The sequence below is a fragment of the Candidatus Chloroploca sp. Khr17 genome (genome assembly GCF_004138165.1).
Taxonomy (GTDB): domain Bacteria; phylum Chloroflexota; class Chloroflexia; order Chloroflexales; family Chloroflexaceae; genus Chloroploca.
In genome coordinates this window covers 1-14622 of record NZ_RYFF01000081.1, presented here as the reverse complement: position 1 = coordinate 14622, position 14622 = coordinate 1, and the positions used below count along the sequence as shown (strand labels likewise).

The window sequence follows — 14622 nt, the reverse complement described above, 5'->3', positions numbered from 1 at the left end:
GCACAAGGGACTTTCACGGTCTTTTTTCGGCACTGGCGTGCCCATGATAGCAGGGTGGCGGTCTGGTGCAACCTCAAAGGGACTTTCGTTGCCCCGCCTGCGCGAATCGGGGCGCGGCGTTTCACACAAGGTCTGACGAGACGCAGGGCGGGCGGCGCACCCGATGCGCCGGTGGGCGCAGCAGCAATGAGACGTGCCGCTTCACCCCAGGCGGGCCAGGTGTGCTGCTGCGCCCCTACACGCATGCGGCAAATGTACGGGCACGGCTTGCCCGTGCCCCTTCGCGCCGCCGTGCCCCTGCGCGCATGCGGCAAATGTACGGGCACGGCTTGCCCGTGCCCCTTCGCGCCGCCGTGCCCCTTCGCGCCGCCGTGCCCCTTCGCGCCACCGCGCCCCTTCGCGTCCCCCGTACGGGCACGGCGCCGCCGTGCCCCTTCGCGCCGCCGTGCCGCGCCACCGCGCCCCTACGTGCCCGATCAAAACCTTTGCGCCTTCGCGCCGTGGCGTCAAAACCTCCGCGCCCCCTAAAAGAAGCCCAGCTCGTCCCGCGCTTCTTCGCTCATCAGCGACGGGTTCCAAAAAGGCGTCCAGACCAGGTTGATCTTGACGTCCTCAAGGTTTTTGTACACGTCCGCCAGCGCCATCACTTCGCGCCGGGCCTGATCAAGAATCTGCGGGCCAGCAGGGCACGCAGGCGTCGTCAGCGTCATGTCAATGTCAACCTTTGCACCTTCCTCAACCACATCAATTCGATACACCAATCCCAGGTTGACAATATCCAGCCCAATCTCCGGGTCAATCACATTCTTCAGCGCAGCCCGCACCATCTCTTCAGAAACCATGCTTGGTACCTCAGGTCTATGCTTTCTAGCTTTCACAAGATAAGGATGAATCTATGATACCATATCCCCGTTAGACAAGGTTTTAGGCGACTTTACCGTTCGGATGCATGCATCGCTTCCTGATGCGCTCGGCTCTTTCCTCTTTTCTATCTTCTAACTCCTTGTCTTAAGCGCACATGCCTCTCGGTAGGAACATAATTCATGCTCGAACTTTTAATTGATAATCCACTCCTCCTTCTCTTTGTCGTGTCGGCAATTGGCTATGTGATCGGACGCATCAAAATTGGTGGCATTAGCCTCGGGGTGGCCGCTGTGCTCTTCGTCGGTCTCGCCTTTGGCGCACTTGACCCCGAACTGCGGCTCCCCGAGATTGTCTATCTCCTGGGCCTTGTGCTCTTCGTCTATACCGTTGGCCTCAGTAGCGGCCCCGGTTTTTTTGCTTCGCTGCAACGCAAGGGCCTGCGTGACAATCTGCTGGTGCTCGGCATCATTCTCTTTGCGACCAGTCTAACCTTGCTCGCCGCCTGGGTGCTCGGCGTCAGTGCGCCCATCGCCGCAGGCATGTTCGCGGGTAGTTTGACCAATACCCCCGCCCTCGCTGGGGTGATCGAGCAACTCAAAACGGGTGCCTTCGGGCCAGTCACCGAAACCCTGCTTGCCGAGCCGGTGGTCGGCTATTCGGTGACCTACCCGATGGGTGTGCTCGGTATGATCCTCGCGATCTATCTCCTCCAGCGCTTCTGGAAGATCAATTATGCAGATGAAGCTCGCACGATGCCAGGGCTCAATATCGGCACCGAACACCTGGTTAGCCGCACGATCCGCGTAACCCGGCCTGAAATAGACGGACGCAATATCGGTGAGTTGCTGCGCAACCAGCGCTGGAATGTTGTCTTTGGAAGAATCCAGCACGATGGGCTCGTCAATATTGTGACCAGCGATGCCTATCTGCACCTCAATGATCTCGTCAGCGTGGTAGGCCAGATCGAAGAGGTTGAACGGGTCGCCACCGGGCTCGGCGAGTTGACCCCCGAGCAACTCGAACTCGACCGCCATACCCTCGATTTCCGCCGTGTTTTTGTCTCCAATCCCGCCGTGCTCGGCAAGCGCTTGCGTGACCTCGATCTCCCCCGTACCCAGGGGGCCATTATTACGCGGGTGCGCCGTGGCGATAGTGATATCCTCCCCCACGGCGACACCATTCTTGAACCAGGCGACCGCGTGCGCGTCGTCACCCGCCGCGAGAATCTTGAGGCGATTAGCAAGTATTTCGGCGACTCGTACCGCCATCTCTCCGAAATTGATGTCGTCTCGCTCGGCCTCGGGCTCGCCCTCGGTCTGCTTGTGGGGATGATCCCCCTCCCCTTGCCCGGCGGGATGCGTTTTTCGCTCGGTTTCGCCGGTGGCCCGCTCATCGTCGCCCTCATTCTCGGCTGGCTCGAACGCACTGGCCCCATTGTCTGGAGCCTTCCGTACAGTGCGAATCTGACCCTGCGCCAACTCGGGCTCACGTTTTTTCTCGCTGGCGTTGGGACACGCTCGGGCTACAGTTTTGTCAGCACCTTCAGCCAGGGCGGCGGGCTCGGCATCTTTATCGCCGGTGCCCTGATCACCGCCGTTGCCGCCTTCGGCCTGCTCATCATCGGCCACAAAATGCTCAAGATTCCGATGGGCATTTGCATCGGGATGCTCGCCGGGCTGCAAACCCAACCTGCCGTGCTCGCCTTTGCCAACGAACAGGCTGGCAACGATTTGCCCAATATTGGCTACGCAACCGTCTACCCAATGGCAACAATTGGCAAAATTATCTGTGCACAAATGTTGCTCGTTCTTGTACAATAGGGGTACGGCTTCGGTCGTCGCTTCCGGGAGGGTCGTGCCTGACCGTGCCTCCATTGCGATCCGGTCTTCCCGGAAGCGTTACGCTGCCTTGCCAAGGTTACCCACCTGAGAGACCAATGCCTAATTCGCACGAAGACCATCAACCACAGGTCGCCAACCTGCATGTCCGCGAGTTCCAACCGCTCCTTGCGCCGCTTGAGTTGAAGGCCAAGTTGCCCCTGCGCCCCGAGGCCGCTCAGACGGTGACCAGGGCGCGTGATGCTCTTCGCGCTATGGTGCGCGGCGATGACCAGCGCTTGCTGGTGGTGATTGGCCCATGCTCGATCCACGATCCCGAGGCCGCCCTCGATTATGCCCGTCGCCTCGCCCGCCTGCACGATCAACTTGGTGATCGGCTGCTGATCATGATGCGTACCTACCTCGAAAAGCCACGCACAACCGTTGGCTGGCGTGGGCTGATCAATGATCCCGGCCTCGATGGTAGCTTTGATATGCAGACTGGCCTCACAACGGCACGCAGCCTGTTGCTCGAAATCAATGCCCTCGGTCTGCCCGTTGCGACCGAAATGCTCGACCCGATCAGCCCCCAGTATCTCGACGACCAGATCAGCCTGGCAACAATCGGTGCCCGCACCACCGAGGCCCAGACCCATCGCGCCCTCGCTAGCGGGGTCTCGATGCCGGTCGGCTTCAAGAATGGTACCGACGGCGGCATTCAAGTCGCTGTCAATGCCTGCGTCGCCGCCGCTGGTTCCCATAGCTTCCTCGGCATCACCGAGGATGGCCGCAGCGCGGTGGTCAAAACCACCGGTAATCCCGATAGCTTTGTCATTCTGCGCGGCGGACGCCACGGCCCCAATTATTACGAAGAATATGTCGTCCAGGCAACCCGCCTGATGCGCGAAGCCAATCTGCAGCCCGCCGTGATGATTGATTGCAGTCACGCCAACGCTGAAAACGATTTTCGGCGTCAAGAGACGGTCTGGTACCGCGTCGTCGAGCAGATCGTCGCTCAACCAACGCCTATCATCGGTCTCATGGTCGAAAGCAACCTCCACGAAGGCAAGCAACCCCTGCTCGCCGACCGTAGTGCCCTTAAATATGGTGTCTCGCTCACCGATGGCTGCATCGGCTGGGAAACCACCGAACGCCTCCTCGTCGAAACCCACCACGCCCTCACCAAACGCTAAACTCATCTCTCTGCGCCTCTGCGCCTCTGCGCCTCTGCGTTAAAACAGGTAACGCAGAGCCGCAGAGGCGCAGAGCCTAGCTTCGCTCCACGCTTGGCATCTCCTCACCTCAATAATGGCGATGCCCAACGATCACAGCCTCTTAATATGCTCTTCATATACTCTTATCAGAATGATAATCTCTGCTCGGCACAATAGGAACGATCTGTCCTGGATTCACCTGTTCTGTTAGTATCCAAGGGGAACCATGAAATCGTTCCGTGCTCTGCCCATGCTGGTTATTCTGGCCCTCCTGGCCGGGATTATGGCCGCCGCCGTACCCGCCACTGCTGCGCTACCACCCCTGAACCAACCCGCAGCTACCGTTGCCGCGCTGCTTCCTGACGCACCCAACCCTACAATCAGTTTGAATCGCATCGGGCGCTATGACACCGGGCTTGGCGCTGGTGCCGCTGAAATTACCGCCTTCGATCCAGCCACGAGCCGCATGTTCGTCATCAACGCCGTCCAGTCTAGCGTTGATATTGTCAGTCTCAGCGACCCGACCACGCCAAGTTTCGTCTCGCGGATTGCGATTGCCCCAACCTATGGGGCGGGCCCCAATAGCGTCGTCGTGCATAACGGTCTGGTCGCCGTTGCCGTCGAGGCGGATCCAAAGACTGATGCTGGCAGTGTCGTCTTTTTTGATACCAATGGCGCCTTTCTCAACCAGGTAACCGCTGGCGCACTGCCCGACATGGTCACCTTTACGCCTGATGGTCGCTATGTGCTGGTCGCCAACGAGGGTGAGCCAAACAGCTACGGCCAACCCGACTCGGTTGACCCCGAGGGTTCCGTCAGCATCATTTGGCTGCCTCCCTCACCGATCACCACGACAACGGTTCTTACCCCAACCAACGCTACCTTCACCAGCTTCAATAGCCAGGTTGATGACCTCCGCGCAAGCGGGGTGCGCATCTTTGGCCCTGGGGCCACGGTTGCGCAGGACCTCGAGCCCGAGTACATCGCTGTCTCGCCCGATTCAACCACGGCCTATGTCTCGCTCCAGGAAAACAATGCTGTCGCTGTGATCGACATTTCAACAGCAACCGTGAGCGCCATTGTGCCCCTGGGCTTCAAGGATCATAGCCTGGCTGGCAATGGCTTCGATGCGAGCGACCGCGATGTTGATGGCACATCCGGTGGTGGCGGCCAGATCAACATCCAGAACTGGCCGGTCTTCGGCATGTATATGCCCGATACCATCGCTGCCTACGAGGTAGATGGTCAACTCTACCTGGTGACAGCCAACGAAGGCGATGCCCGCGACTATACGGGCTTTGCCGAAGAGGTGCGGGTTGGCAGCAATGACTACACGCTGGATCCAACCGTCTTCACTGATACTGCTACGCTGAAACTGAACCAAAACCTTGGTCGTCTGACCGTCACCAACCAGACCGGCGATACCAATGGCGATGGCGCATTCGAGAGCATCTATCTCTTCGGTGCACGTTCATTTACGATCTGGAATGCGACCACCGGCGCGGTTGTCTTTGATAGCGGCGACGAGATGGAACAGCGCACCGCTGTGCTGACCCCCGGGCTCTTCAATGCGAATAACGGTCTGCCAGCCGACTTCGATACACGCAGCGATAATAAAGGCCCCGAACCCGAGTCAGTCGAACTTGGTCAGATCGCCGGGCGTACCTACGCTTTTGTTGGCCTCGAACGCTCTGGCGGCGGGGTTATGGTCTACGATATTACCAACCCGGCTGAGCCAACCTTTGTCCAGTACGCCCTCCCTCCCGGTGATTACACCGGCGACCCCGCGAATGCCGCGCCCGACGATGTCTCGCCGGAAGGCCTGAAGTTTGTCTCAGCTGCCGACAGTCCAACTGGTCAGCCACTGCTGCTGGTTGCGAACGAGGTCAGCGGCACCGTGGCGATCTATGCGATCAGCTTCGAAGCCACGCCTGTCGCCGATCCCGATGGTGCTGGCAGCCTCACGCTCTTGCACAATAACGATGGTGAGTCGTCACTCCTGCCGCAGAACAATACCGTCACTCGCGAAGGTCTGCCCAATGTCAGTCTGCCCGTTGGGGGTGTCGCGGCTTTCCAGAGCGTCTTGCATCGCGAGATCGCCGATGCGAGCATGCGTGGCAACGCTCTGGTCAATGTCTATGCTGGCGATGCCTTCCTGGCAAGCGCGACCCTGGCCTGCTCATTGCCAACCGACGCAACCTCGCCAGTCTTCGATGCCATTGCGCAGCGCCAGATGCCCTATACGGTCCACATTCTGGGTAACCACGAGTTTGACTATACGCCGGTCTTTCTCAAGCGCTTCATTGATGCCTTCCAAGGTACCCAGCCCTTCTTGAGCGCGAACCTTGATTTCAGCGCCCAGACCGAGTTCGCAACACTGGTTGACGCCGATGGCCTGATCGAACAGAACCCTGCCGATGGGCGGGTGCTTGGTCGCTCGATGATCTATACCGACACGCTCACCAATCAGCGCTTTGGCATCGTCGGTGCGATGACCCCGCTGCTGCCTACGATCTCCTCACCCGATCAGGTCGAAGTCACGCCCGATATCCCAGCTACCGCTGCCGCCGTCCAGGCTGAAATCGACCGCTTGCAGGCCGCTGGCCTCAAAAAGATCATCCTGGTCAGTCATATGCAGAGCATTAGCCAGGACCGCGAATTGATCGCTTTGCTCAAGGGCGTGGATATCGCCGTGGCCGGCGGTGGCGATGATCTGCTCACCAATCCTGACATTCCTAATAACATCGAGCTGCTGCCCGGCGACCGCATTCCTTCCGAGAACCCGCCAACCTATCCGTTGATCCAGAAGGATGCCGACGATCGTGATGTCTACCTTGTCACTACGGCAGGCAATTATCGCTATGTCGGGCGACTTGATGTCGAGTTCGACGCCGCAGGCGAAGTGAGCCAGATCATCAGCGAGCAGAGCTACCCACGTCGTGTTGTACCAGCCAGTGCCATCGCCACGCTCCTCGAGGTGGCTGATGTGGTGACGCCCAATTCCGTCCTTGGCAGCACCGTCATTGATCCTGTCAACACCTGCCTTGCCGACTTCGCTACCGATAATATCGCCCGCAGCGAGGTGGCGCTCAGGCTAGCAACGAGTGATGTCCGCTCACGCGAGTCGAACGCTGGCAATCTGATTGCCGACTCTTTCCTCTATGCCTACGAGCAGTATGCGGCGACTAATAGCCTGCCTCCGCGCAGCGAGGAAAATCCAGTGATCGCTATTCAGAACGGTGGTGGCATCCGTCAGACCGCTGGCAATGCCATTCCAGTCGAAGTGCCAGGCACCATTACCCGCAAGAATACGCTCGACATTCTGCCCTTTGCCAACTTCGTCAGCGTGGTGAGCGATGTAACCCCTGCCGAGCTCAAGCTCATCCTTGAGCGCTCAGCAGCCAGCCTGCCCGCCAACGGGGGCCAGTTCATGCAGATCGCGGGCCTGCGTGTCACGTACAGCCCTGCCAACCAGGCTCACGTCGTCACCAGCGCTGGCGAAATTACCACCCCCGGCGCACGCGTTCTCCGCGTTGCGCTAGAAGACGGTCGCCCATTGATTAGCAATGGACAACCGGTCGAGGGGGCGCCCAACGTGCGCATTGTCACCAATAGCTTCACCGCAGGCGGCGGCGACAACTATCCCACCCTCGCTAACAAGCCCAACCAGGTCAATCTGCGCAGCCCCGCCGGCGCTATCTCTTATGAGCAAGCGTTGCTCGAGTACCTCCGCAGCTTCCCAGTTCGCGAAGGTCTGCCCACCATCGAAGCCAGCGATCTACGCTATGCCCCAGAGGGTGAAGGCCGGATCGTCATCCTGAGCAACCGCGCGCTGATCCCAATCGCCATCCGCTAGACGCACCATCAATCAGCCCAAAGACACCCAGAGGGGAGGCCACAACCTGGCCTCCCCTCTGCGCCTCCGCGTCTCTGCGTTAAAACAGGTAACGCAGCAACGTGCGTCCTCACCGCAGCATCAACGGCACAAACACCGTCTGCCGCACCGCAAGGTTCCACGTATAAACATCATCCGTCGGATCACGCTCAGCCGGTACCGTCTCATTGAAGCTGGCACGAATCTGATAGCCCGCCCGCGCCTCTGGCCTCAATTCCAGCGCCAGGCGCGTTATCGCAAATGGCTCCAGCGTCACCGGCGCATCCAGCAGGGTAAACGCCGCTCCCCCCGCCGGGATTACCTCGACCTTCACCCGTGTTGTCACCGTGATTCCACTATTCGACACGTTCAACAGCAGGTGATTGGTGATCCCCGGGGTCAGCCGCAACTGCGGCATCAGCGGATCAAACCCGCTTACCTCAAGATCACCCTCGCGCCACGCAAGATTCGCTTGCGGTACCTCGGTAACCTCCACCTCGACCGCAGCACTCACCATGAGCCCGTGCGTGTCCGTGACGCTGTAGGTCAACCGATGTTCGCCTGGGATCAGCACCGTCTCGGTGATTCCGTTGCTGCTCGCAAGCACCCCTTGCAACGAAGAAGTCCAGACGCCACTGACGATCAGGCCATCCTCGGTATCATACGCCTCGGCCTTCAGATACCAGCGTTGCCCAGGCAGACTCACCTCGCTCGCTACCGGCGCAATGATCCGCACCTCCGGCGCATGGTTCGGCTGCATCAACCCACCTACGCTATCCTCAGCGCGGCGCAGCCCATCCGACGAGATCGTGCGGAAGATGATCCCTTCGCTCGCCGGCAGACTCGCGGTCGCAAGCACCAGTTCATCACCGTGCGCGAGGATCGGCAGGGGCAACCAGGTCGCACCTTCGTCAGTACTAAAGAGCACCAGATGCCGCACGGTTTGCCCCTCCTCCAACGGCGTATGCGCCCAGCGGATCGTCAGCGTCTCGGTCAACACCGTCCCTGGCGCTGGCTCAATGATCTGGCTAGTAAAGGGGGCCGTACCACGTCGCAGATCCAGCACATCGCTCCCATCCTGCTGACGCCGTATCCGTACCCGCGTCACCGTCGCAGGCAGATCGAAGGTCGCCGCCCAGAAGTCCCGCGCCTGATTGCCAAGCCCCGCCGCCTCGACCGCAAAATCCTGCATATAGTCGAAGACCGGCCCATCCGCATCATAGGGGATCAATTGATACCGATCCTGCTGCGGGGCACCGCACGGCTGCATAAAATCGGGCGGCACCGGCACAAGCGGCGGCAACGTTTTGTCGCTCAAGTCGCCCAGTTCAAACGAGGTAAGCGTCTCTGGCTCAAGTCGATAGCGCGTGTAGATTGCATTCGCCGGTTCGCAGAAATAGCGGAACTGCTCGGTCGCGCCATACATCGCGAGCCGCACCATCCCAGGGGCCGGTGCTCCCGCCGCCACCACCTGCCGACCAGCAACGCTTGGCATCGTCAACGTCCCCAACAGGTAATCGTAGAAGCCCCGATAGGTTGATGGGATCACCCAGCTATACGCATTGCTATTACCCATCACATCAAACCAGTAGTCACGCGCCGCATACGGATAATCGGCCAGCAAAAAATGCTTGAAGGCAAACCGCGATTCAGGCGACTCGGTTGGGTTAAACATCGTCATCCCGGCAAGCTCGATTCCCGCCGGAGGATGCAATTGGTACTGTTCATTCGCAATGCCGGTGTACATCCCCGCCGCATGGCCCAGTTCGTGCATAATCGCCGAAGGCTTCGCCTCATCAACAAAGATGATCTGGCGGCGCAACGGTAGACTCGCCCCGTCGCCCCCCAGATTCCCCGCCGCCAGCGGCACCACCGCAACATCAAACCGACTTGGTGAACCCGAGATCGAGCCCATCAGGTTCAACATGCTCGTCACCCCCTGGTTCAGGGTCGCCAGTTCGTTCAAGAGCCCGACCCGCGTAAATAAGCCCGTCGGGCTGATGTACCTGATCGTCGGCACCCGGTGGAGGATAAAGTCCGCCCGCCGCAATGGCAACATCGCGGGCAAATTCTGTTCCAGCCACGCCGCCGAACTTGCCGATCCAGGTGCCACACGATTATAAAAAGGCATCCAGACCTGGATCGGTGCAATCGTGATGAACAATGGCCGGGGAAAGTTCGCCCGATAGTTCAGCGTCTGTTCCCAGATCTTGCTCACCCGACCAGGCTCCTCATACTCAGTCAAGCCAGTCGTATCAAGATAGAGCGCCACCTCCTGCGTCGCCTCACTCGACGGCGGCAAGACAAAGTTGATCGTCGTCGCCCCCCGGCTCACCGCCGAAGCACCGACCTCCTTGAGATCACGGTAGAGCGTCGGGACACCCCCCACGGGCAAAACAACTTCACCATCAACCTCAAGCCACGCCTTCACCCCGCTTACCTGCCGATCACTCGTCACCAGATCAAAGGTCAACAGGGTAGGAATATTTCGCACCAGCGGTGGCGCGCTCGCCGGGGCAAACGTATAGCTCAAACTATATTGACCTACCAGTGATCCCGCCAGCCAGAAACGCGGCAAGAGCGCCTTGTCCGTCCGTTCCAGGGCATTCTCGCTCACCCCAGCCAGCGCAAACGGCATCCCGAGTTGTTGCGTTTCAGGATCAAGTGGGCGATTCGCAACTTTGGCGTAGCGATTCGTCAAAAACAGACCCCCATGGTTGGGCCGCTCGGTCGTGGTAAGCTTGCCGCTCGCATCGCCATAATAGTTCACCCCAATCGGAATGCGCATGGGTGGCAGAGGTGTCTGGTAATCATCCCAGACCAGCGAACTAGAACCCACAAAATTGTTGCCACTGATCAATGGGTTCAGCCCACTCTCCTCAGTCCACAATGGATGACGGGTAGGTGTCGTCGAGTCATTTTGAAACCAGAGAGAACCAGCAAAAACATTGTCAGTCAACACCGCTTCACTGCGGTTCACCAGTTCAACGGTACTATAAAACTCATTGCCCATGAATGTCGGACTCGCTCCGACCACCGTCACCGTGCGCCGAAAAAAGCAGTCTTCAAAGGTCAGGCCGCTCTCGGGTCGCATCTCAATATCAGTATTGATTGATGAGCCATCGAGCGTGCTCAACTCGATGCGTAACGAGGTGTCGCTGGCAAACCCGGTGAACGCAAGGCTGATGCCCGGATTGATCCGCAAATACTCGATCTGTAGAGGCGGCGTCTCAGGGCCAGCCGTGAAACTCTCGGCAAAGGCCGGCGTCCCCCGAAAGGCATTGCCAACCTCAGCCGTCTGTTCGGTAAGGAACCCTGGATCTTCAGGCACGATCACCTTGATCGCACAGGTATGGGTTCCACTGTCCACCTCAAACCGCCGGTAGATCTTCGGCTGCACCCGACTCGACAAAGAGAGCACCGTCCGATTATCAAAAAGTAGATCGACCTGCTGTACCTCCGGGCGACTCGAAAGGTTATATTCATAGGCAACATGTACCACCCCAGGGCTGATAAAATAAAATGCGCAGTTTCCCTCGGCGCTCGCTTGCACCGGTGCGATCCTGCTCGCCAACCCACCGATCAGCAATCCGATCAACAGCACCGTACGAAATAATGTGGTGTTCATAGTAAAATCTCCGGCTGCGGCGTGACATGAGCACCTGCACCATGATCAGCATAACCCGCCACAGGCACCAGAGCATTACAGTAGGGGCGCAGCAGCCCCTGCGCATCGCATCTATAGCAATCCTATCTGGGTTGTAAACAGGAGTGTCGGCTTATGGTTTTCAAGAAATTAATCCGCTCGACCAGCCCTCACAGGTCTGCCAGACCTGTGAGGGCTAGCCCATGTCGCGTATACCGGATTATTTACTGCAACACCATAAGTAGTCTGTAACGTAAGTTTTCTGATATTTTTCGTTGACCGGATTGACCTTTCGGTAGTGGCGATTCATCGTCGTTCGAGCGTTTTCAAGGGAGAACTGCCAATGGATTTTGATCTGCTTCACACTCCGTTCTTCCAGCAAGGTGAGGATCTGCGTGCGGAGTTGCTCGATCGTGGGGATGCGCCGGTTCAGGCACTGGCGGGAAATGACCGCAAACTCGCATTCGATCATGTTCAACCAACTCGCCCCTTTGGGGGTGTAATGAAACGCAAAGCGTTGGGCAAGTGCCAAGGCTTCGTCGGCGGGCAGATGGGCAGAGAAGGCGCCCGCATGATGGGTGTTCAGATTGTCCAATACCAGGCGGATCGTGGTGGCATTGGGATAGCGTGCAGCCAATTCCTGACAGAACTCCGTACATTCAGCCATCGTGCGTCGCGGTCGAACCAAGCCAAAGCGTGCGCCCGTCAGCGGCTCAATGGCGGCGAGCAAGGCACACGAGCCATGCTTCGTGTAGGCATCGTGTTCTTTCTCCACCTGACCCGGTTGCATCGGAATGGGAGGATGCAGATCACCAATCAAGAAGCATGGACGCTCATCAAAACAGATCACCGGATAGGCAGGGTCATACGGAAGGGCATACAAGGCTAAAATATCTTCCATAGTGGACAAGAACCGTGGCGTCACCTGTGCGATACACCACGTCTGTTTGAGATGCGGCTTCAACTCGTTTTTTTTAGAATGTTTGCCACATGCTGATGCGAAATCGTCTCACAATAGGTTGCTTCGATGGCCTTGTCCATGATCATCCGCAGTGACCAGCGGCTGTGACCTTCTGGCGGCGTACTGCACGCAAGCGCCGTAATTTTGGCCCGTTGGGGGCCGTCAAGCGTGACTGGACGCCCCGAACGTGGGGCATCGTTGAGGAAACGGAGCCCGTCGGTGTGGTACTGGTCACGCCACACGCCGACCGTGGTGGAGTGGACGTTCAGCCGTTCCGCCACCGCCGTGAGGGCATCACCGGCGTGGAGGCTCAGGAGCGCCATGGCCCGTTTGCTGGTACCGGCTCGCACCGTTCCTTTTGCCAACAATTCCGTCAAGGTCTTCCGATCCTCATTCGTGAGCGTTAGATGTTGTTTTTTCATATGACTATGATACCATTGCGTCAAAACCACGCGGCTTCTGTACAAAGCCCTCAAACCTTTGCGCCTTCGCGCCTTTGCGTCAAAACCACGCGGCTTCTGTACAAAGAACCCGTCACAAGCACCAGAACATTACCAGCATCTGCAAAACGTGCGTTATAATGTCAATCTGATTCTTCGCCTGCAACTGCCCACAGATAGTGAGCATTGCCCATGCCAAAGGAGTGCAACGATGCGTGGAAGTCGTCAGCGTGATCGCCGTGACCGTGAAGAGCAGCAGCGCCAAGCTGAAATTGCCCAGCGCCAGGCTGCCCGCAAAGTGCGGCAGACGATAGAACATATCGCCACAACGCTTGGCGAAACCGAAGAGCGCCAGTTTGCCCAGATTACCCGCGTCGTCGAGGTGTGTGGCGTCGACGAGAGTATGTCCCTCCTCGAAGAGACGCTCCAGATTGAAGCCAATGGCGGCATGATGACCGCCGATGGGATCCGGCGTCGTTCGCCTGGCGGGGCCTATATGACCTTGCTCAAAAAGCGCCTCAAAGAGAGCGGTCGCAAAGACGATCTCAAGCGCATCATCTAGGGTGCTATGTATACTATTCGTGCCTTCCACAATCAGTCCGTCAGGGAGACCGAGCCTCATTCGGTGATCGATCGGTCTCCCCTCGCGTTTCACCAACGTCTGCCCGGGTATGCCCCGACACCGCTGATCGACTTACCCACGCTCGCCCACGAACTCGGCATCGCCCGACTCTGGGTCAAACGCGAAACAAGCCGCCTCGGCATGCCATCTTTCAAGATCCTTGGGGCTTCCTGGGCAGTCTATCAGGCCCTCATCGCCCGGCTCGGCACCACGCCATCCTGGCAGAGTCTCGCGGAACTGGCCGCTGCGGTTGCCCCCCTCCAACCACTCACCCTCGCCGCCGCCACCGATGGCAACCACGGTCGTGCCGTCGCACGCATGGCCGCGCTGCTCGGCTGTCGCGCCCGCATCTTTGTCCCTGCCGGTACCGCCGAGGCCCGGATCACCGCGATTCAAGGTGAAGGTGCCGAGGTGCTGGTTGTCGAAGGTACCTACGATGACGCGATTATCCGTTCAGCCCAGGAAGCCGACCCCCACTGCCTCGTCATCTCCGACACCTCCTGGCCCGGCTACGAGGCTATTCCCCGCCACGTCATCGAAGGCTACAGCACCATCGGCTGGGAAGTTGACGACGAACTCGAACGCCGCGACGAAGACCCGCCCGATCTTGTGGTTGTTCAGATGGGGGTTGGGGCACTCGCTGCCGCGATCACCAGCCACTATCGGCGCCCAGCCTATGCCGTGCCACCACGCATCATCGGGGTCGAACCGACGCGAGCCGCCTGCATTCTCGCCTCAATGGAAGCAGGCACCCTGACGATGATCCCCGGCCCCCACGACTCAATCATGGCCGGGCTCAACTGCGGGGCACCTTCCCTCATTGCCTGGCCCATTATCTCAGCCGGCATCAATCTCTTTCTCGCAATTGACGACCAGTATGCATGCACCGGCGTACGCCGTCTCGCTCAGGCAGGCATTATCGCCGGCGAAACCGGAGCCGCCGGCCTCGGTGGGTTACTCGCCCTGCGTGACAACCCGCGCATCGCCGCTGCCATCGGCCTCCGCGCCGCCTCACGCGTCCTCGTCCTCTGCACCGAAGGAGCCACCGACCCCGCCGCCCACGCCCGCATCCTCGCCAGCGATTGCCGCACCGACTGCCTCCACAGCCGCGCCTGCATACCCACCCCGTAGGGGCACGGCGCCGCCGTGCCCCGCCGCGCCCACCGTGCCCCCCCCCCCCCCCC

The 14622-nt window shown here is 59.3% G+C and carries 9 protein-coding genes; 5 read left to right on the top strand and 4 right to left on the bottom strand.

Annotated elements, in window-relative coordinates; all coding sequences use genetic code 11:
• Positions 1-524 precede the first annotated feature (524 nt).
• A complete protein-coding gene (locus EKD05_RS23750; RefSeq protein WP_129677825.1) occupies positions 525-842 on the bottom strand; it encodes a metal-sulfur cluster assembly factor in 318 nt (105 codons plus the stop codon).
• 201 nt (positions 843-1043) lie between these two features.
• On the opposite strand from EKD05_RS23750, the gene EKD05_RS23745 reads away from it, so the two are divergent.
• From EKD05_RS23745 to EKD05_RS23735, 3 genes are all read left to right on the top strand, one after another.
• Entirely contained in the window at positions 1044-2684 is a 1641-nt protein-coding gene (locus EKD05_RS23745; RefSeq protein WP_129677823.1) for an aspartate:alanine exchanger family transporter, read from the top strand.
• 116 nt (positions 2685-2800) lie between these two features.
• Positions 2801-3874: a 3-deoxy-7-phosphoheptulonate synthase gene (locus tag EKD05_RS23740; protein ID WP_129677821.1), complete on the top strand. Its 1074-nt coding sequence runs from the start codon at positions 2801-2803 to the stop codon at positions 3872-3874.
• A gap of 247 nt (positions 3875-4121) precedes the next feature.
• A complete protein-coding gene (locus tag EKD05_RS23735) occupies positions 4122-7751 on the top strand; it encodes a choice-of-anchor I family protein (protein ID WP_129677819.1) in 3630 nt (1209 codons plus the stop codon).
• A 109-nt stretch (positions 7752-7860) separates the two neighbouring features.
• Here the strand turns inward: EKD05_RS23735 and EKD05_RS23730 are convergent, their stop codons facing one another.
• From EKD05_RS23730 to EKD05_RS23720, 3 genes are all read right to left on the bottom strand, one after another.
• Positions 7861-11397 (bottom strand): hypothetical protein, encoded by a 3537-nt coding sequence (locus EKD05_RS23730; RefSeq protein WP_129677817.1) that lies wholly within the window; start codon positions 11395-11397, stop codon positions 7861-7863.
• A 238-nt stretch (positions 11398-11635) separates the two neighbouring features.
• On the bottom strand, positions 11636-12379 hold the full coding sequence (locus EKD05_RS23725) for an IS630 family transposase (protein WP_129677815.1): 744 nt from the start codon (positions 12377-12379) through the stop codon (positions 11636-11638).
• On the bottom strand, positions 12376-12798 hold the full coding sequence (locus tag EKD05_RS23720) for a helix-turn-helix domain-containing protein (RefSeq protein WP_129677813.1): 423 nt from the start codon (positions 12796-12798) through the stop codon (positions 12376-12378). The genes EKD05_RS23725 and EKD05_RS23720 overlap by 4 nt, the downstream gene beginning before the upstream one ends.
• A 229-nt stretch (positions 12799-13027) precedes the next feature.
• On the opposite strand from EKD05_RS23720, the gene EKD05_RS23715 reads away from it, so the two are divergent.
• Together EKD05_RS23715 and EKD05_RS23710 are read left to right on the top strand one after the other, a co-directional pair.
• Positions 13028-13378, top strand: a complete 351-nt coding sequence (locus EKD05_RS23715; protein ID WP_129677812.1) for a phosphorylated adapter RNA export RNA-binding domain-containing protein — start codon at positions 13028-13030, stop codon at positions 13376-13378.
• Positions 13379-13384: 6 nt separating this feature from the next.
• Positions 13385-14569, top strand: coding sequence for a diaminopropionate ammonia-lyase (locus EKD05_RS23710; RefSeq protein WP_129677811.1), 1185 nt, complete (start codon positions 13385-13387; stop codon positions 14567-14569).
• The last annotated feature ends 53 nt before the right edge of the window (positions 14570-14622 follow it).

Excerpts from the sequence above, each read along its gene's own strand:
- EKD05_RS23720 (WP_129677813.1), bottom strand. The coding sequence starts at position 12,798 with ATGAAAAAACAACATCTAACGCTCACGAATGAGGATCGGAAGACCTTG.
- EKD05_RS23735 (WP_129677819.1), top strand. The coding sequence starts at position 4,122 with ATGAAATCGTTCCGTGCTCTGCCCATGCTGGTTATTCTGGCCCTCCTG.
- EKD05_RS23730 (WP_129677817.1), bottom strand. The coding sequence starts at position 11,397 with ATGAACACCACATTATTTCGTACGGTGCTGTTGATCGGATTGCTGATC.
- EKD05_RS23740 (WP_129677821.1), top strand. The coding sequence starts at position 2,801 with ATGCCTAATTCGCACGAAGACCATCAACCACAGGTCGCCAACCTGCAT.
- EKD05_RS23745 (WP_129677823.1), top strand. The coding sequence starts at position 1,044 with ATGCTCGAACTTTTAATTGATAATCCACTCCTCCTTCTCTTTGTCGTG.
- EKD05_RS23710 (WP_129677811.1), top strand. The coding sequence starts at position 13,385 with ATGTATACTATTCGTGCCTTCCACAATCAGTCCGTCAGGGAGACCGAG.
- EKD05_RS23750 (WP_129677825.1), bottom strand. The coding sequence starts at position 842 with ATGGTTTCTGAAGAGATGGTGCGGGCTGCGCTGAAGAATGTGATTGAC.
- EKD05_RS23715 (WP_129677812.1), top strand. The coding sequence starts at position 13,028 with ATGCGTGGAAGTCGTCAGCGTGATCGCCGTGACCGTGAAGAGCAGCAG.